Below are 17,358 nucleotides of genomic sequence, written 5' to 3' on the forward strand. Positions count from 1 at the left end.
GGGTTCAGTCGCGCAGCGAGCGATGGGTGAGCGCCATGAAAAGCTGCTCGAGGTCATGGCGGCCGAACTCGGCATGGCGCACTTCGATGCCCGCAGCTTCGAGCGCGGCCAGCACAGGCCCCGGGCCGCTGCCGGCGTTCAGGTGAATGCGCCAGTGCACTCCCCCCTGCTCCACCATGCCGAAGCGCGAGAGCATGTCGGCATCTAGCCCATCGGCGGCCAGCGTGAGCAGCATCGCGTTCTTCGACAGCAGTTCGTCGAGCGAGCCTTCGCGCAGCACATGGCCGCGGTCGAGGATGGCGACACGGTCAGCGATCGCCTCGATCTCTTCCATGTAGTGCGAGGCGTAGATCACCGCCGCGCCCTGCTGCGCGAGGCTCTTGATGGCGTCGAGGATGAAGGCGCGCGATTGCGGATCGACACCCACGGTGGGTTCGTCGAACAGCATCAGCTCGGGTTCGGGCAGCAGGGCAATGGCCAGGTTGAGCCGGCGCTTGAGTCCGCCCGACAGCCGCTCGGCGCGCACGCCCGCGAACTGCTCCAGCTGCGCAAACTGCGTACAGGCCGCGATGCGCTCCTTCTTGCGCGCGCCCGACAGGCCTCCAGCCGCGGCAAAGCAGGCAAGGTTCTCGGCCACGGTCAGCATCGGATAGAAGGCCTGCTCCTGTGGCGCCACGGCAATGCGCGTTGGCGTCTTCGCGCGCACCTGCTGCAGCGGCTGGCCATCGATGCGGATCTCGCCCGACTGCACGGCAAGCGCGCCCGACAGATGCGAGATCAGCGTGGTCTTGCCTGCGCCATTCGGTCCCAGCAAACCCAGTACGCAGCCCCTTGGCACCGCGAGCGATACGTCGGCCAGCGCGGGCGCGTCGGCATGCGGGTAGCGGTAGCTGAGCTGGCGCAGCTCTAACATCAGGCGACGGCTGCCTTCAGGTCGCGGAAAAAGCTTTCTTCCTGCCGCGCCTGCTCACGCAGCTTCGCAGCCAGCGCAGCCGGGTCGACCGCCTCGCGCCCCTTCACCATGCGCGCGGCTTTGAGCGCGAACGCACGCCAGCCGTCGCCGATGGCGATGAGCCGCTCCGACATCTGCTGCAGCTGCGGCTTGTCGAGCAGCTGGGCCGCCTCCTGCAGAAAGCCCGCATAGATGAAGCGAAAGCCCGCCCCGCCCGTGCCGATTTCTTCCTGCATGCGCACCACGTGGCCGATGAAGTCGACGCTGCGCGGATCGGCCGGCGACAGCTTCTGCATGCGCTTGGCCAGCGTGTGCATGCCGCGCACACCGACGATGGGAATGGGCGCGAGCATGTTGCGCACTGTCTTGCGGATGGCCTTGACCACCGAGGCCGCATCGACGACCTTGCGGTCGATGGCCTGCGGGTAGTACATGAGTCCCTTCGGGGCCAGCACGCCCTTGGCGAAGCGGGCACGTGCCAGGTCGCTGCTCGCGCAACGCACGGGCTCCTCGAACACCGGGTCGCTGATCAGGTAGTCGTCGCCGTCCTTGCCGTACACCAGCAGGTTGTGCGCATTGAAGTGAAAGCGCATGTTCGGCGGAAAGTACGGCAGCCAGTACACCGACGTTTGCAGCCCCACCAGCTGGCCATCGGCCAGCAGCGCGTCGAGCCTCTGCTGCCCCGCCTCGGCGCTGCGAAAGGTCTCGAAGCGGAAGCGCGCGGCCATCGGCGCCAGCAGGCCCTTGATGATGGCCTTGGGCGGCATGCGGTACGAGATCAGCGGCAGGCCCGACAGCTTGATGAAGGGAAGGTACGCGAACGAAATCGCGGACGACAGGCCCAGCGCCATGCTCTCGCTCATCGGCGCGCCGTGGTGGCGCATCAGGCTGGAGATGACGCCGCTTTCGCAATGCGCCGCCTGTTGGTGTTGAAAGTTCACGGCAGGCCTTGCAAGGTGGAAACGGGCAGGCCCAGCGCTTCGCTGTAGCGTGCGAGTTGCGCCGACGACAGCGCGGCGAAATGGCGCGGCTGCAGGTGGCGCCGCACGCGCCACTGCCAGAAGCCGCTGGTCTGCGAGAGCAGCGCCACGTCCATGCGGCGCTCGTACATCCAGTATTCGAGCGGCGAGGCCTGCCCCGCTTTCACGCGCTCCTTTGCGGCCTGCGCCTGTTCGACGAGCACGTCGACCGCATGGCTGGTGACGATCTCTTCCGCCTCCCAGCCGCGCGAAGTGGTGGTGACGACGCGGCCCTGCGCATCGCGGGCGTACATCAGCTTGGAGTGGCCGTCGAGGGTCGCATTGCCCTCCTGCGGTACAGCGTCGAGATCCATGGCTACACCGCTTCCATATAGATGAAGCCGCTGGAGAAGCGGCCGCTTTCGGGCACGAACATCAGCAGCTTCTGGCCGCGCTTGATGCGGCCCGAGCGGAACAACTCGTCGAGCATGATGTACGGCGACGCCGAACCCGTGTTGCCCTTGCTCGCAAGATTGCTGAACCAGCGCTCGCGCGGAATCGGCAGGCCCAGCGATTCGAGGCACTGGCTCACCGGCTCGACGAAGTACTGCGATGACAGGTGCGGCAAAAACCAGTCGATGTCCGCCGACTTCAGCCCGCGCCGCTCGATGATGGCCGCCAGCGGCTCGCCCAGCGTGGCGCGCACGATGTTGTCGTTGAGCAGGCGCACGTCCTGCTTGACGGCGAAGGTCGACTCGCGCTGCCAGTCTTCGGGCGACTTGCGCCCCCAGCCGTCGAGGCCGCCTTCGGCGTTCTTCTCGGCACCAGCGTACATGCACACCGGCAGCTCGTGCGCGGCGGACGACAGGTCGATCCAGTCGACGCGCAGCGACAGCGGCCCGCGTGGCTCGCGCTCCAGCAGCACTGCACCCGCGCCGTCGGACAGCATCCAGCGCAGAAAGTCTTTCTCGAAGGCCAGTTCGGGCCGCGCCTCCAGCGCTTCGAGCTTGTGCTCGAGCTCGGCCTCGAAGCGCGAGCCGCGCATCACGGCCGAGGCGAGCTCCGAACCCGTGGCCACCGCGCGCCGGGCATCGCCCGCGCGCACCGAGAGCCATGCATGCTTCAACGCGGTGGCACCGGCCAGGCAGATGCCCGCGCAGGCCACTACTTCGAGCCGCGGCCAGCCGAGTTCGCCGTGCACCATTACCGCGTGGTTGGGCATGAGCTGGTCGGGCAGCGAGGTGCCGGTGACGAGGCAGTCGACCGGCCCTACGTCGCCCAGCGCGCGGATCGCGGATGCAGTGAGCTGCGCGTTGGTCATCGCCAGTTCGCCCGTGGCGCGGTCGATGGCGTAGTGGCGCGACTGGATGCCGTTGCTGCGCAGGATCAGCCGCCGCGCGCGAGACGCCTTGCCGCCGATGCGACCGAGGACGTCTTCGATGTCTTCATTGCTGACCGGGGAAAAGGGCAGAAAGGCGGCAGTGCGGGTCAGGAAGACATCAGTCGTCATAGAGGGGGGTGCGGTCCGTGGCAGAGCCCGACGGGCACTCGAATTGGGCTGTCATTTTAGTCAGCCACCCTCTGAACAAAGGTCGCAAGAGTGCCTGCAGGCTCAGGCTCACGGGCACCACCGTAATGATCAGTACCAGCAGAAACAGCACGTACAGCAGCAGCAGCGGCTTGCGCTGCCACGCGCCGGGCCCGCCGGCGGCCATGATCAGCTTGCCCCAGAGGTAGAAGCTGCGCGTGCCAGCCTTCTCGCTGATGAGCAGCCTGGCATTGGCCTGCACCGCCCCGAGGCCGGCCAGCAGCGGCTGCTTGCCGCGCTCCAGGTCGTTGTGCAGGGCATCGCGCAGGGCACGGCCGAAGCGGCCTGTACCGTCGATCTGTTCGGTACTGAGTCCCGCATCGGGCATGCCCCAGAAGCCGCGCTTGCGGCCCCAGATCAGCCAGGCCGGCGTGGTGAAGAAGGTGGCGAGCGTGGGGCCGGGGTCGGTCAGCACCACGTTGTCGATCAGCCGCGCGCCGACGTCGTCGAGCATGCCCTTGAGTTTTTCGTGGGCCAGAAGCCACATGTTGCGGCAGGCGATGACCGTGACCACCGGCTTGCCCTTGAGCAGCCGCGCCGCCACCGGGTGCTTGAGGAAGGCCGCCACGGGCTGTGAAGGCGCCAGGAACCACACCTGGTACGGCAGGATGACGAGGTCGAAGTCTTCCTCGCCCGTGAGCGACAGCGGCGCCAGCGGCTGCGGCTTCATGTGGGCCGATTCCGGAAAGGCGTCGAAGAAGCTCAGGAAGGGCCAGGGAAAGGGGTACGGCGCAAGTGGGCGCAGCGTTTCCTCGTGCACCTCGATCGACGGGTCGGCGCGCAGCGGCGCCACGATCCGGTCTGCAACCTCGTCGAGCTGGCCGGATTGCGAATAGCGAAGAACGAGGACGCGCTTGACGCTTCGAGGGGGGCTGGAGGGGCTGGAAGTCACTGGCGGTGGCGTTTCGGGGGCCGTCGAATGTACGCGATGCCTGTAGCGAGCGCATCTGCCAATGGTCATGGCGTCGCGGCAATCAGACGGTCGCATCGGTCAAATGGCCGGCGATGCGGAAAAAGAACAAGAAAAAAGGGCCGCACCTTGCGGCACGGCCCCTGTCGTGGTGCGCGAGGGAAGCTCAGCGCACCTTGCCTTCCTTCCAGGCGGTCAGCAGCTTGTTGTAGTCGATGGTCTCGCCCTTCGGCTTCTCGTTGGCCAGCTTCTTCCACGGGGCGTGGTCGTCGCTCAGGTACTTGGCCGGGTCGCCCTTGGGGTTGAGCTTGGGCGCGCAATGGGCCATGCCGGCGCGCTCGAGGCGGGCCATCACGTTGTCCATCTCGTCGGCCAGGTTGTCCATTGCCTTCTGCGGGGTCTTCTCGCCCGTGACGGCCTCGGCCACGTTCTTCCACCAGAGCTGCGCGAGCTTCGGATAGTCGGGCACGTTGGTGCCGGTCGGGGTCCAGGCCACGCGTGCCGGGCTGCGGTAGAACTCGATCAGGCCGCCGTACTTGTTGGCGTTCTGCGTGAAGTAGTCCGAGCGGATGTCGCTGTCGCGGATGAAGGTCAGGCCGGTGATCGACTTCTTCAGCGAGGTGGTCTTGGCGGTGATGAACTGCGCGTAGAGCCAGGCTGCTGCCGTCTTGTTGGCGTCATGGCCCTTGAAGAAGGTCCACGAACCCACGTCCTGGTAGCCGTTCTGCATGCCCTGCTTCCAGTACGGACCGTTCGGGCCGGGGGCCATGCGCCACTTCGGCGAGCCGTCGTCGTTCACCACGGGCAGGCCCTTCTTGGTCATGTCGGCCGTGAAGGCCGTGTACCAGAAGATCTGCTGGGCGATCTGGCCCTGCGCCGGCACGGGGCCGGATTCGCCGAAGGTCATGCCCATGGCTTCCTTGGGCGCGTACTTCTTCATCCAGTCGATGTACTTGGTGAGCGCGTACACGGCGGCCGGCGAGTTGGTGGCGCCGCCACGCGACACCGAGGCGCCGGTGGGCGTGCACTTGTCGGCGGCCACACGGATGCCCCATTCGTCGATCGGCATGCCGTTGGGGATGCCCTTGTCGGCGGAGCCGGCCATCGACAGCCACGCATCGGTGAAGCGCCAGCCCAGCGACGGGTCCTTCTTGCCGTAGTCCATGTGGCCGTAGATCGGCTTGCCGTCGATGGTCTTCACGTCGACGCTGAAGAACTCGGCGATGTCTTCGTAGGCACTCCAGTTGAGCGGCACGCCCAGGTTGTAGCCGTACTTGGCCTTGAACTTGTCCTGCAGGTCCTTGCGTGCGAACAGGTCGGCGCGGAACCAGTACAGGTTGGCGAACTGCTGGTCGGGCAGCTGGTAGAGCTGGCCGTCGGGAGCAGTGGTGAAGCTGGTGCCGATGAAGTCCTTCAGGTCGAGGCCGGGGTTGGTGAACTCCTTGCCCGCGCCGCCCATGTACTCGGTCAGCGACATGATCTTGCCGTAGCGGTAGTGCGTGCCGATCAGGTCGGAGTCGGACACCCAGCCGTCATAGATCGACTTGCCCGACTGCATCGAGGTCTGCAGCTTCTCGACCACGTCGCCTTCCTGGATCAGGTCGTGCTTGACCTTGATGCCGGTGATTTCCTCGAAGGCCTTGGCCAGCGTCTTCGATTCGTACTCGTGGGTGGTCAGGGTTTCGGAGACGACGGACACCTCCTTCACGCCCTTGGCCTGCAGCTTCTTGGCCGCATCGATGAACCATTTCATTTCCTCCATCTGCTTGTCCTTGGACAAGGTAGATGGCTGGAACTCGCTGTCGATCCATTTCTTGGCTTCAGCCTCGCCGGCCGTTGCCGCACCGTGCGCGGCGAACATCGCCGCTGCCAGTGCCAATGCCGTGTAGCGCATCTTCATGAAGTTGTCTCCTCGGTTGTTGCTTCCCCGGTGTTGTGTTCGATCACGGCTCCGGGGAGGCGGAGAGCCGGAACGCATTTGGTTGAACGAATAAGGCGAAAGGCAGTGCCCGCTCAGCCCTTGCGCATCACAAGCGCAAGCAGGCCCATCGACAGCACGAAGCTGATCCAGATCGAAGGCTCGGCCTCCAGGCTGAACCACTCCTGGAACTTGCCGGCCAGGCCGATGAAGACCAGGTTCAGGTACGCCGCCGACAGCAGCCCGATGAAGAGCCGGTCGCCGCGCGTGGTGGCCATCGGCAGCCAGCCGCGCCGCAGCGTGGTGGGCGACTTGAATTCCCACACCGTCATGCCGACCAGCATGAGCGCGATGCAGATGAAGAACACGGCCACCGGGGTGGTCCAGACCATCCAGTCGAACATCTCTCGGCCTCCTTAAACACGACCCATCGCGAAACCCTTCGCGATGTAATGGCGCACGAACCAGATGACGATGGCACCCGGCACGATGGTCAGCACGCCAGCCGCAGCCAGCGTTGCCCAGTCCATGCCCGAGGCGCTCACCGTGCGCGTCATCGTCGCCACGATGGGCTTGGCGTTCACGCTCGTGAGCGTGCGCGCCAGCAGCAGCTCGACCCAGCTGAACATGAAGCAGAAGAACGCCGCCACGCCCACGCCGGCCTTGATGAGCGGCAGGAAGATAGTGAGGAAGAAGCGCGGGAACGAATAGCCGTCGATGTACGCCGTCTCGTCGATCTCGCGCGGAATGCCGCTCATGAAACCTTCCAGGATCCACACCGCCAGCGGCACGTTGAACAGCAAATGCGCGAGCGCCACGCCCAGGTGCGTGTCCATCAGGCCGACCGTGCTGTACAGCTGGAAGAACGGCAGCAGGAACACCGCGGGCGGCGTCATGCGGTTGGTCAGCAGCCAGAAGAACACGTGCTTGTCGCCCAGGAACGAATAGCGCGAGAACGCATAGGCCGCAGGCAGTGCCACGGTGAGCGAGATCACCGTGTTGATAGCCACGTAGATCAGGCTGTTGATGTAGCCCGAGTACCACGACTCATCGGTGAAGATGCGCGCGTAGTTGGCCCAGGTGAGCTGCTGCGGAAAGAACGAGAAGCTCGACAGGATCTCCTCGTTCGTCTTGAAGCTCATGTTGATCATCCAGTAGATGGGCAACAGCGCGAACAGGATGTACAGCACCAGGAAGATGCTGCGCTTGTGAAATCTCTTCTCGTTCATTTCTCCACCTCCGCTTCCTGCGTACCGACCCGCTGCATCCAGTTGTAGAGCACGAAGCAGAACAGCAGGATGATGAGGAAATAGATCAGCGAAAACGCCGCTGCAGGCCCCAGGTCGAACTGCCCCACTGCCTTCTGCGTGAGGTATTGGCTCAGGAAGGTGGTTGCGTTGCCCGGCCCGCCGCCCGTCAGCACGAAGGGCTCGGTGTAGATCATGAAGCTGTCCATGAATCGCAGCAGCACCGCGATCATCAGCACGCCGCGCATCTTGGGCAGCTGGATGAAGCGGAACACCGCGAACTTGCTCGCGCCGTCGATGCGCGCAGCCTGGTAGTAGGCGTCGGGAATCGAGCGCAGGCCCGCGTAGCACAGCAGCGCCACCAGCGGCGTCCAGTGCCACACATCCATCACCAGCACGGTGAGCCACGCGTCTGTGGCGCTGCCGGTGTAGTTGTATTCGATGCCCATCGTCTGCAGCGCATGGCCCAGCAGGCCGATGTCGGCACGGCCATAGATCTGCCAGATGGTGCCGACTACGTTCCATGGAATCAGCAGCGACAGCGCCACCACCACCAGCACCGCTGAAGACTTCCAGCCCTTGGCCGGCATCGACAGCGCCAGGCCGATGCCCAGCGGAATCTCGACCAGCAGCACCGACAGCGAGAAGCCCAGCTGGCGCCACAGCGCCTCGTGCAGCTCGTCGTCGCGCATCACCGAGGCGAACCACTCGGTGCCGACGAACACGCGGCGCTCGGGCGAGATGATGTCCTGCACCGAGTAGTTGACCACCGTCATGAGCGGCACGATGGCCGAGAACGCAACGCAGATGAGCACCGGCAGCACCAGCCACCAAGCCTTCTGGTTGATCGGTTTGTTGGTTGCGTTCATGCGACCAGTTCCTCGTCTTTGTAATAGCAGGTGTGCGTATCCAGTACTCGCACCCACACCGTGTCTCCCGCTGCCGGCAGCTGGTCGTCGGAGTGCAGCCGCACCTTCAGCACGCTGCCGTCGGCCTCCACGCTCAGCATCACGTGCGTGCCCACATCCTGCACCTGCTTCACCACGGCCGGCACCGCACCGGCGGCGCCCGCGTTGGACAGGCGCAGGTACTCGGGGCGGATGCCGATCTTCAGAGGCCCCTGCGGCAACTCGCGCGTGGGTACCAATGGCGTTCCCGCAACCTCGATGGTGCCGTTCGCGCTCTTCGCGGACAGGAAGTTCATGCCCGGCGAGCCGATGAAATGCCCGACGAAGGTGTGGGCCGGCCGCTCGAACAGCGCTTCGGCGCTGCCCACCTGCACGGCCTTGCCGCGCGTCATCACCACCACCTCTTCGGCGAAGGTGAGCGCCTCGACCTGGTCGTGCGTGACGTAGATCAGCGTGAGCTTCAGCTCGCGATGGATCTGCTTGAGCTTGCGGCGCAGCTGCCACTTCAGGTGCGGGTCGATCACGGTGAGCGGCTCGTCGAACAGCACCGCCGACACGTCGCTGCGCACCAGCCCGCGCCCGAGGGAGATCTTCTGCTTGGCGTCGGCAGCGAGGCCGGCGGCGCGCTGGTTGAGCTGGCCGCTCATGTCGAGCATCTCGGCAATCTCGCCCACGCGCTTCTTGATCTGGTCGGCCGGCACCTTGCGGTTGCGCAGCGGGAACGCAAGGTTCTCGGCCACGGTCATGGTGTCGTAGATCACCGGGAACTGGAACACCTGTGCGATGTTGCGCTCCTGCGGCGTGGCGCGCGTCATGTCGCGGCCATCGAAGGTGACCGTGCCCTGCGAGGGCACGAGCAGGCCCGAGATGATGTTCAGCATGGTCGTCTTGCCGCAGCCCGAAGGGCCGAGCAAGGCATATGCCCCGCCGTCGCGAAAGCTCATCTTCAGCGGCAGCAGCGCATAGTCGCTGTCCTGCGTCGGGTTGGGGCGATAGGCGTGGGCCAGGTCGAGGTCGATGCGTGCCATGACTAGTTTCCTTTGCGCCATGCCGGCGCCAGCGCCAGCTTTTCGCTGGCATCGAACACATAGGCTTGCGACGCGCTGAAGTACAGCGTGATCGAGGCGCCCAGCTCGAAGCGGTGCACACCGGTGAGCTGTGCCACCAGTTCGCCCACCGCTGTCTCGACGTGCACGAAGGTGTCGGAGCCCGAGATTTCGGCCAGCTCCACCTTGCCGGGCAAGGCGATGTCGCCCTGCCCCGCATCCACGTTCAGTGCGCTCGCGCGCAGGCCGACCGTGACGGCGCCTGCAACGCTTTCAGGCACAGCCAGAGCCAGCGCGGGACCACCGGCCAGTTGCACCTTGCCGGCGGTCGCGGTGCCGGCCAGCAGGTTCATCGGCGGATCGCTGAAGGCCCGTGCCACTCGCAGCGACTGCGGCGCGTGGAACACTTCGGCCGTCGGGCCGTACTGCAGCAGCTCGCCGGCATCCATCACGGCCGTGTAGCCGCCAAGCAGCAACGCTTCGCCGGGCTCGGTGGTCGCGTAGATCACGGTCGAATCGCCAGTGGCGAAGAGTTGCGTGAGCTCTTCGCGCAGGCCTTCGCGCAGCTTGTAGTCGAGGTTGACCAGCGGCTCGTCGAGCAGCATCAGCGGTGCGTTCTTGGCGAGCGCGCGCGCCAGCGCCACGCGCTGCTGCTGGCCGCCCGAGAGTTCGGCCGGATAGCGGTCGAGGAACATGCCGATGTGCAGCTTGTCGGCCAGCGCCTTTACGCGTGCATCGATGTTCGACTCACCGCGCAGCTTGAGCGGCGAGGCAATGTTGTCCGCAACCTTGAGCGACGGATAGTTGATGAACTGCTGGTAGACCATCGCGACATTGCGTTCGCGCACGGGCATGCCGGTCACGTCCTTGCCGTCGACCAGCACCTTGCCTTCGGTGGGCGTGTCCAGCCCCGCCATCAGCCGCATGAGGCTGGTCTTGCCGGCCTGCGTTGCGCCCAGCAGCACGGTGACCGCGCCGCTCCTGGGCGCGATGCTCTGCTCGTAGAGCCATGTCTGCGCACCCACCTTCTTGGTGACGCGCTCCAGTGTCAATTGCATTGGCGCTCTTTCCCTTGTGTTCGGTCTAGTTGTTTTTGACGCGGACCTGCTGCTGCAGCAGCCAGCGCGCGACCTGCTCGCGCTCTTCCGGCGTGTAGTGCAGCCCCAGCTTGGAACGCCGCCAGAGCACGTCTTCCGCGCTCACGGCCCATTCGCGGTCCTGCAGGAAGCGCAGCTCGCGCTCGTACAGGCCGGGCGCCACTTCGTCGCCCAGGTCGGCAAAGGACTTCGCTTCGCCCAGCAACTCCGCGATGCGGGCGCCGTAGCCCCGCGCCAGGCGGCGCGCCAGGTGGCCGTAGAGCCACGGATACCTGGTTTGCACAGCCGACACGAAGCGTTCGAAATCGTCGTCGGGCCTTTTGGCGGCGCCGATCCATGCCGACAGGTCGCCGCCCGCGAGAAAGGCGCCGTCGGTCCAGGCTGGGCGCTGCGCGCTCGACTGGCCCAGCATCCTGCCCACCTCGTCGGCCGCGTCCTCGGCCAGCTTGCGGAATGTGGTGATCTTGCCGCCCCACACCGACAGCAGCGGCGCGGCGGTGGTGTTCGATTCGAGCATGTAGTCGCGCGTGACGGCCGATGGGTCGCCCGAGTCGTCATCCAGCAGCGGGCGCACGCCCGAGTAGGTCCACACCACGTCGGCCGGCACGATGGGCTTCTCGAAGTAGCGGCTGGCCTGGGTGCAGAGGTAGTCGATTTCTTCCTGCGCGATGCGCGCGGCGCCGGGGTCGTCGCCGGTGAGTTCGATGTCGGTGGTGCCGATCAGCGTGAACTCGTCCTGGTAGGGAATGGCGAAGATGATCCGCTTGTCGGGGTTCTGGAAGATGTAGGCGTGGTCGTGCTCGAACAGGCGCGGCACCACGATGTGGCTGCCCTTCACGAGCCGCAGGCTCTTGGTGGCCAGCGCCTCGCCCTTGGCCGACTGCGCGACGCCGCGCAGGAATGATTCGGCCCACGGCCCCGCGGCATTGACCACCGCCCGGGCGCGCAGCGTGCGCTTGTTGCCGTCGGCGCCTTGCAGCGTGGCAGTCCATCCGTCGGCGTCTCGCTGGGCGTGCACGCAGCGCGTTCGGGTCAGCACCTCGGCGCCGCGCGCCTGCGCGTCGAGCGCGTTGAGCACCACGAGGCGCGCATCGTCGACCCAGCCGTCCGAATAGATGAAGCCGCGCTTGTACTGGTCCTTCAGCGGCTTGCCCGCGGCGTGGCGGCGCAGATCGACGCTGTGCGAAGCCGGCAGCACCTCGCGTTTGGCAAGGTGGTCATACATGAACAGGCCGATGCGGATCATCCAGGCCGGGCGCATCGACGGGTCGTGCGGCATGACGAAGCGCAGCGGCCACATGATGTGCGGCGCGCTCTTGAGCAGCACCTCGCGCTCCTGCAGCGCCTTGCGCACCAGCGAGAACTCGTAGTACTCGAGGTAACGCAGCCCGCCGTGGATCAGCTTGGTGGAGGAAGACGATGTGTGCGAGGCGAGATCGTCCTTTTCGCACAGCACCACGCGCCAGCCGCGGCCCGCGAGGTCGCGCGCGATGCCGCAGCCGTTGATGCCGCCGCCGACGATGAGCACGTCGCAGTCGGTGGCCGGCGCGGGCGAAATGGAAGAGAAATCGCTCACAGAAATTGGGTCCGTTGAAGCGTGACTTTGGTCACTAACGGCGGCCATTGTATTTTCGCGTCTTTTCATTTGGATTCCTTTTGGCGCGATTTTCCTACGAGTTTTCCCTTAGATGGCTTCGTTTTCTTTCGCTTTAAAGTGGCGCGCTCTGTACCCTCGGTCGCAGTCTTCCTGCTTTCCACGACGCCCCTGTGAACTCCAACCCGCGCCAGATCAACCTCCTGGACACCGTGCGCGCGCGCGGCTCCGTCACCGTCGAGCAACTGGCCGACATGCTCGGCGTCACCCTGCAGACCGTGCGGCGCGACGTGCAGCGGCTGGCTGACGAAGGCCTGCTCACGCGCTTTCACGGCGGCGTGCGCGTGCCCAGCTCGACCACGGAAAACATCGGCTACCAGCAGCGCGAGACCCTGCACGCCGAAGGCAAGGCGCGCATCGCCCGCCGCGTGGCGGAGCTGGTGCCCAACGACTGCTCGCTGATCCTCAACATCGGCACCACCACCGAGGCCATCGCCAAGGCGCTGCTGCGCCACACGGGCCTGCGCGTGATCACCAACAACCTGAACGTGGCCACCATCCTGAGCGGCAACACCTCGTGCGAAGTGATCGTGGCGGGCGGCTCGGTGCGCCAACGCGACCGCGCCATCGTGGGCGAGGCAACCATCGACTTCATCCGCCAGTTCAAGGTCGACATCGCACTGATCGGCGTGTCGAGCATCGAGGCCGACGGGTCGCTGCGCGACTTCGACCTGCGCGAAGTGAAGGTGGCGCAGACCATCATCGCGCAGGCGCGCGAGGTGTGGCTCGCGGCAGATGCGAGCAAGTTCAACCGGCCGGCAATGATCCAGCTGGGCACGCTCTCGCAGATCGACCGGCTGTTCACCGATGCCGAGCCGCCGGCGCCATTCGCCGACCTGCTGCACACCGCCCAGGTGCGCCTCGAGATCGCGCGCGAGAACTGACAAGAAAGAACACGAACGAATGACCACCTACCTGCTCGCCCTCGACCAGGGCACCTCGAGCTCCCGCAGCATCGTGTTCGACCGCGAAGGCCACATCGTCGCCATCGCGCAGAAAGAGCTGACGCAGATCTACCCGCAGCCGGGCTGGGTCGAGCATGACCCGATGGAAATCTGGCGCAGCCAGCTCGCCACTGCGCGCGAAGTGCTCGCCAAGGCGAAGCTCAAGCCCACCGACATCCACGCCATCGGCATCACCAACCAGCGCGAAACCACCGTGCTGTGGAACCGCACCACGGGCCAGCCAGTGCACCACGCCATCGTCTGGCAGGACCGCCGCGCTGAGCCCTTGTGCGCCAGGCTGCGCGACGAGGGCATGACCGACACCATCCGCGAGAAGACCGGTCTGGTGATCGACGCGTACTTCTCCGGCACCAAGCTGCGCTGGCTGCTCGACAACGTGCCCGGCGCGCGTGCGCAGGCCGAGCGCGGCGAACTCGCCTTTGGCACCGTCGACAGCTGGCTCATGTGGCAGCTCACCGGCGGCAAGGTGCACGTGACCGACGTGAGCAACGCCTCGCGCACCATGCTCTTCAACGTGCACAGCAACGAGTGGGATGCCGACCTGCTGAAGGCACTCGACATTCCCGCCACGCTGATGCCCAAGGTGCAGCCCTCGAGCTCGCACTTCGCAGACACCGATGCGGCGCTGCTGGGCCACACGCTGCCCATCGGCGGCGTGGCCGGCGACCAGCAGAGCGCCCTTTTCGGACAGGCCTGCTTCGAGGCCGGCATGGCCAAGAACACCTACGGCACCGGCTGCTTCCTGCTGATGCACACGGGTGGCGCGTTCCAGCCCTCGCACAACGGCCTGCTCGTGACCAGCGCCGCGCAGACCGATGCAACGCCGCAGTACGCCATGGAAGGCAGCGTGTTCGTCGGCGGTGCCGTGGTGCAGTGGCTGCGCGACGGGCTCAAGGCCATCAAGGGCAGCGCCGAAGTGCAGTCGCTGGCCGAGAGCGTGCCCGATGCCGGCGGCGTGATGATGGTGCCGGCCTTCACCGGCCTCGGCGCGCCCTACTGGGATGCTGATGCGCGAGGCACCATCACCGGCCTCACGCGCGGCACCACGGTCGCGCACATCGCGCGCGCCGCGTTGGAAAGCATCGCCTACCAGAGCGCCGCGCTGCTGCAAGCCATGAGCCGCGACGCAGTGGCCGCCGGCGGCAAGCCCGTGGCCGAACTGCGCGTGGACGGCGGCGCGAGCGTGAACGACCTGCTCATGCAGTTCCAGGCCGACCTGCTGGGCATTCCGGTGGTGCGGCCCGAAGTGATCGAGACCACGGCGCTGGGCGCTGCGTACCTCGCAGGCTTGTCGACCGGGGTCTACACCGACGCGCGCCAACTCTCGAAGCTGTGGAAGATCGAACGCCGCTTCATGCCGACCATGGGCCGCGCGCAGGCCGAGGAATCGATGGCGCGCTGGGAGCGCGCGGTGCGCCAGGCCACTGCGACCTGATGATCCAAAAGACCTCGCCACCATCGGGGCACTGAGGTCCGCTGCACGAGCCCCGGGGCAGAATTCGGCCGCCCCCGACTTGCCGCGCTGCCTGCTTGACCACTCCAACCAACGAAGTCTCTCCGTCGCGCAACGCGCTGCTCGCCTGCGGCGTGGTGGGCGCGACGCTGCTGGCGCTCATCGCGCTGGGCCATGACGGCCGCCGCATGGCGCAGCTCGCGGTGCTGGCAATGCCGATGGTGCTGTGGCTTGCGTGGCCGCTGCGCAGCGCGCGGATGCGGCGCATACGCACGCTGCTGGTCTGGCTCTGGGCCATGGGCTTCGCACTCGACGGCGCGGTGCGCGCCTATCTGCTCGACGCCTACCAGGCCGCGCCCGACGGCGCGATGGTGCTGGGTGCAGCGGCCAACACCAATGCGCGCGAAGGCTCCGAATACCTGTGGATGCATTGGCGCTCGGCTGCGGTGTGGTGTGCCGCGCTGGTCGTGGCGAGCGTGCTCGTGGGCATGTTCGCGCGGCGCGGCACTGTAGCCGATGCGACGACTACATCAGCCCGGCCTGCTCGATGGGCCGTGGCGCTTGTCGCGCTGCTGCTTCTCGTTGCGTGCGTGGCCTATGCGAGCAAGCCCTGGCGCCGGCTGCATCCCGCGGTCTTCTGGACGCAGTGGGCGAATTCCGTTCACACGCTGCGCACCGCCTGGGCCGACCAGCAGAAGCAGCGCGACCGCCTGATGGTGCAAGCCAAAGGCATCGCACCCGTGATTTCGCAGACCGGCCCTTCCACGGTGGTGCTGGTCATCACTGACAGCATCAACCGCGACAACATGGCGCTGTACGGCTACGGCCGCCCGACCACGCCCCGCCTGCTGGCGCACAAGGCGCAGACCGGCGACCAGATGGCGGTGCTGAAGAACGCCTGGTCCGTCGACGCAAGCACCCTGCCCGCGCTGCGCAACATGTTCCACTTCGGCCTGCCCGAGAGCGAGAACCCGCCGCACCTGCTGGCGCTGGCACGCGCCGCCGGCTACAAGGTCTGGTGGATCAGCAACCATGACGACCTCGCCATCGAGCAGCAGCATGCGCGCCTCGCCGACGTGGTCGACATGGTCAACCGCACGCCCGGCCGCGCCAGCGCCTCGCTGGACGGCGAGATCCTCGACTGCGTGCAGGAGGCGCTGGCCGATACGAGCACCGACCGCAGGCTGATCGTGGTCCATCTGATGGGCGCGCATCCGCACTACAGCCTGCGCTTTCCGGCCAACGCCAACCCCTTCGACGACGATGTGGATGCGGTCGAGAACGGCCTCGTGAAAGACGGCCGCTCGGCCTGGGTGCGCCGCTTCCGCCAGGAATACGACGCCGCGCTGCTGTATCACGACTTCGTCGTGTCCGAGCTGCTGCAGCAGACGCGCAGCGCGGGCAAGCCGGGCGACTACCGTGCCTGGATGTACCTGTCAGACCACGGGCAGGAGGTAGGCCACGTGAGCGACCGCGCGGGGCACAGCCCGGCGACCGCCTCGGGCTATCGCATTCCGGCCGTGGTGTGGCGCAACCAGCAGCCGCTGCCGTCGGCCGCGGCGCAGCAACAACCGTTTCGCGCGGACTGGTCGGGCTGGACGCTGATGGACCTGCTCCACATCCAGTGGAACGGGCAGAAGCCGGAACGCGATGTGCTGCAGGATGCCTACCGCTGGCAGGCGCCCACGATTCCGGTGGCGGTCGAATCGTTTTCGCGCTAGCCGTGCCGGGGCGACAGATGAATGCCGGCGATCATGCAGCGCACCGATCCGCCCGCCATCTCGATCGTCGGAACCGGCAGCGGAACCAGCCGCGCGGACCGTTCGATGACAGCCTTCTGCTGGCTGTTCAGGCTGTTGCAGGCGCGCTGCGACAGCGCGAGCACGCGGCCATCGCGGCCTGACAGCTCGATTGCATTGCCTGCGAACTCGGCGATCTGCCCTGCGGTGAGCGCAATGACCTCGCGCCCCGATTCCTCCAGCCGGGCGCGCACCTCGGCCGCACGATGCGCATCCGGGATCATGTCGAAGCCGACCAACGCGAAGGCCGTGGCCACGCACATCAGCACATTGGTGTGATAGATCGGCCGGCCGGCTTCATCGGCCGTATCCACCAGCATCGGCTCGAAATTGAAGTGCGTGCTGAAACGCTCCAGCGCCACCGGATCGGCCCGGTTGGAGCGAGCGGTGTAGGCCACGCGCGCCAGGTGGTCGAGCACCATCGCACCGGTGCCCTCCAGGAACAGGCCGTCGTGCTCGAGGCCGGAATAGTCGATGACGTCCTGCACCCGGTAGTTGGCCTTGAGCATCTCGATCACGTCGCTGCGCCGCTCGCGGCGGCGGCTCGGCGAATGCATCGGATAGATGGCGACATGTCCGCCCGGGTGGGTGGAGAACCAGTTGTTGGGAAAGACCGAGTCCGGCGTGTCGTGCTCGCCCCGGTCTTCGAACAGATGCACGCGCACGCCTTCGGCTTCGAGCTGCTCGACGGCTGCCGTTACCTCGCGATAGGCAGCGTCGGCCACGGCTTGCGCGGCCTCCTTGGCGGCTGCGGTCTGGAACGCGTTGTCGGCAGCAGTCTCCGGGTTCGGCGTGAACCTGTGCGGACGGACCATGACCACGGCGGCCGGCGCCTGAACGGAGCGGATCGCGGCCGGCATCG

Annotated in this window: 16 protein-coding genes; 3 read left to right on the forward strand and 13 right to left on the reverse strand. The window is 66.4% G+C overall.

Going from position 1 to position 17,358, the window contains the following annotated elements; genetic code table 11:
• Window positions 1–4: 4 nt before the first annotated feature.
• The 12 genes from ACN9MV_RS20525 to glpD all read right to left on the reverse strand — a co-directional run bounded on the left by ACN9MV_RS20525 (window position 5) and on the right by glpD (window position 12,270).
• The gene (locus ACN9MV_RS20525; protein ID WP_426389230.1) at window positions 5–913 is read right to left on the reverse strand and encodes an ABC transporter ATP-binding protein; all 909 of its coding nucleotides are present in this window, start codon (window positions 911–913) and stop codon (window positions 5–7) included.
• On the reverse strand, window positions 913–1,893 hold the full coding sequence (locus tag ACN9MV_RS20530) for a BtrH N-terminal domain-containing protein (protein ID WP_093050766.1): 981 nt from the start codon (window positions 1,891–1,893) through the stop codon (window positions 913–915). Before ACN9MV_RS20530 ends, ACN9MV_RS20525 begins: the two co-directional genes overlap by 1 nt.
• Window positions 1,890–2,285, reverse strand: a complete 396-nt coding sequence (locus tag ACN9MV_RS20535) for a hypothetical protein (protein ID WP_093080156.1) — start codon at window positions 2,283–2,285, stop codon at window positions 1,890–1,892. The genes ACN9MV_RS20530 and ACN9MV_RS20535 overlap by 4 nt, the downstream gene beginning before the upstream one ends.
• Window positions 2,286–2,287: 2 nt before the next feature.
• A complete protein-coding gene (locus ACN9MV_RS20540; RefSeq protein WP_426389231.1) occupies window positions 2,288–3,421 on the reverse strand; it encodes a beta-ketoacyl-ACP synthase III in 1,134 nt (377 codons plus the stop codon).
• Window positions 3,411–4,391, reverse strand: coding sequence for a dialkylrecorsinol condensing enzyme (locus ACN9MV_RS20545; protein ID WP_426389233.1), 981 nt, complete (start codon window positions 4,389–4,391; stop codon window positions 3,411–3,413). Before ACN9MV_RS20545 ends, ACN9MV_RS20540 begins: the two co-directional genes overlap by 11 nt.
• 184 nt (window positions 4,392–4,575) lie before the next feature.
• Window positions 4,576–6,309, reverse strand: coding sequence for an ABC transporter substrate-binding protein (locus ACN9MV_RS20550; RefSeq protein WP_093050780.1), 1,734 nt, complete (start codon window positions 6,307–6,309; stop codon window positions 4,576–4,578).
• Window positions 6,310–6,422: 113 nt separating this feature from the next.
• Complete coding sequence (locus ACN9MV_RS20555; RefSeq protein ID WP_093050783.1) at window positions 6,423–6,731, reverse strand: DUF2160 domain-containing protein; 309 nt, start codon at window positions 6,729–6,731, stop codon at window positions 6,423–6,425.
• Window positions 6,732–6,743: 12 nt separating this feature from the next.
• Window positions 6,744–7,556, reverse strand: coding sequence for a carbohydrate ABC transporter permease (locus ACN9MV_RS20560; protein ID WP_019656045.1), 813 nt, complete (start codon window positions 7,554–7,556; stop codon window positions 6,744–6,746).
• Window positions 7,553–8,443 carry a carbohydrate ABC transporter permease gene (locus ACN9MV_RS20565; protein ID WP_093050786.1) on the reverse strand — a complete coding sequence of 297 codons (891 nt, stop codon included), beginning with the start codon at window positions 8,441–8,443 and terminating at the stop codon, window positions 7,553–7,555. Before ACN9MV_RS20565 ends, ACN9MV_RS20560 begins: the two co-directional genes overlap by 4 nt.
• Complete coding sequence (locus tag ACN9MV_RS20570) at window positions 8,440–9,510, reverse strand: ABC transporter ATP-binding protein (protein WP_426389234.1); 1,071 nt, start codon at window positions 9,508–9,510, stop codon at window positions 8,440–8,442. Before ACN9MV_RS20570 ends, ACN9MV_RS20565 begins: the two co-directional genes overlap by 4 nt.
• Before the next feature lie 2 nt (window positions 9,511–9,512).
• Window positions 9,513–10,586 (reverse strand): ABC transporter ATP-binding protein, encoded by a 1,074-nt coding sequence (locus ACN9MV_RS20575; protein WP_093080145.1) that lies wholly within the window; start codon window positions 10,584–10,586, stop codon window positions 9,513–9,515.
• A gap of 25 nt (window positions 10,587–10,611) precedes the next feature.
• The gene (gene glpD, locus ACN9MV_RS20580; protein WP_426389236.1) at window positions 10,612–12,270 is read right to left on the reverse strand and encodes a glycerol-3-phosphate dehydrogenase; all 1,659 of its coding nucleotides are present in this window, start codon (window positions 12,268–12,270) and stop codon (window positions 10,612–10,614) included.
• A gap of 122 nt (window positions 12,271–12,392) precedes the next feature.
• Between glpD and ACN9MV_RS20585 the strand changes: the two genes are divergently transcribed.
• The 3 genes from ACN9MV_RS20585 (at window position 12,393) to ACN9MV_RS20595 (ending at window position 16,418) form a co-directional block, all read left to right on the forward strand.
• The gene (locus tag ACN9MV_RS20585) at window positions 12,393–13,163 is read left to right on the forward strand and encodes a DeoR/GlpR family DNA-binding transcription regulator (protein WP_093050798.1); all 771 of its coding nucleotides are present in this window, start codon (window positions 12,393–12,395) and stop codon (window positions 13,161–13,163) included.
• A 19-nt stretch (window positions 13,164–13,182) separates the two neighbouring features.
• Window positions 13,183–14,679 carry a glycerol kinase GlpK gene (gene glpK / locus ACN9MV_RS20590; RefSeq protein WP_426389238.1) on the forward strand — a complete coding sequence of 499 codons (1,497 nt, stop codon included), beginning with the start codon at window positions 13,183–13,185 and terminating at the stop codon, window positions 14,677–14,679.
• Between the two features lie 95 nt (window positions 14,680–14,774).
• Complete coding sequence (locus tag ACN9MV_RS20595) at window positions 14,775–16,418, forward strand: phosphoethanolamine transferase (RefSeq protein WP_426389240.1); 1,644 nt, start codon at window positions 14,775–14,777, stop codon at window positions 16,416–16,418.
• Here the strand turns inward: ACN9MV_RS20595 and ctlX are convergent.
• A complete protein-coding gene (gene ctlX / locus ACN9MV_RS20600) occupies window positions 16,415–17,356 on the reverse strand; it encodes a citrulline utilization hydrolase CtlX (protein ID WP_426389242.1) in 942 nt (313 codons plus the stop codon). The two genes, ACN9MV_RS20595 and ctlX, sit on opposite strands and share 4 nt — an antisense overlap.
• Window positions 17,357–17,358: the final 2 nt, after the last annotated feature.

The organism is Variovorax sp. R-27 (assembly GCF_049913215.1).
In the GTDB taxonomy this organism is placed as follows: Bacteria; Pseudomonadota; Gammaproteobacteria; order Burkholderiales; family Burkholderiaceae_C; genus Variovorax.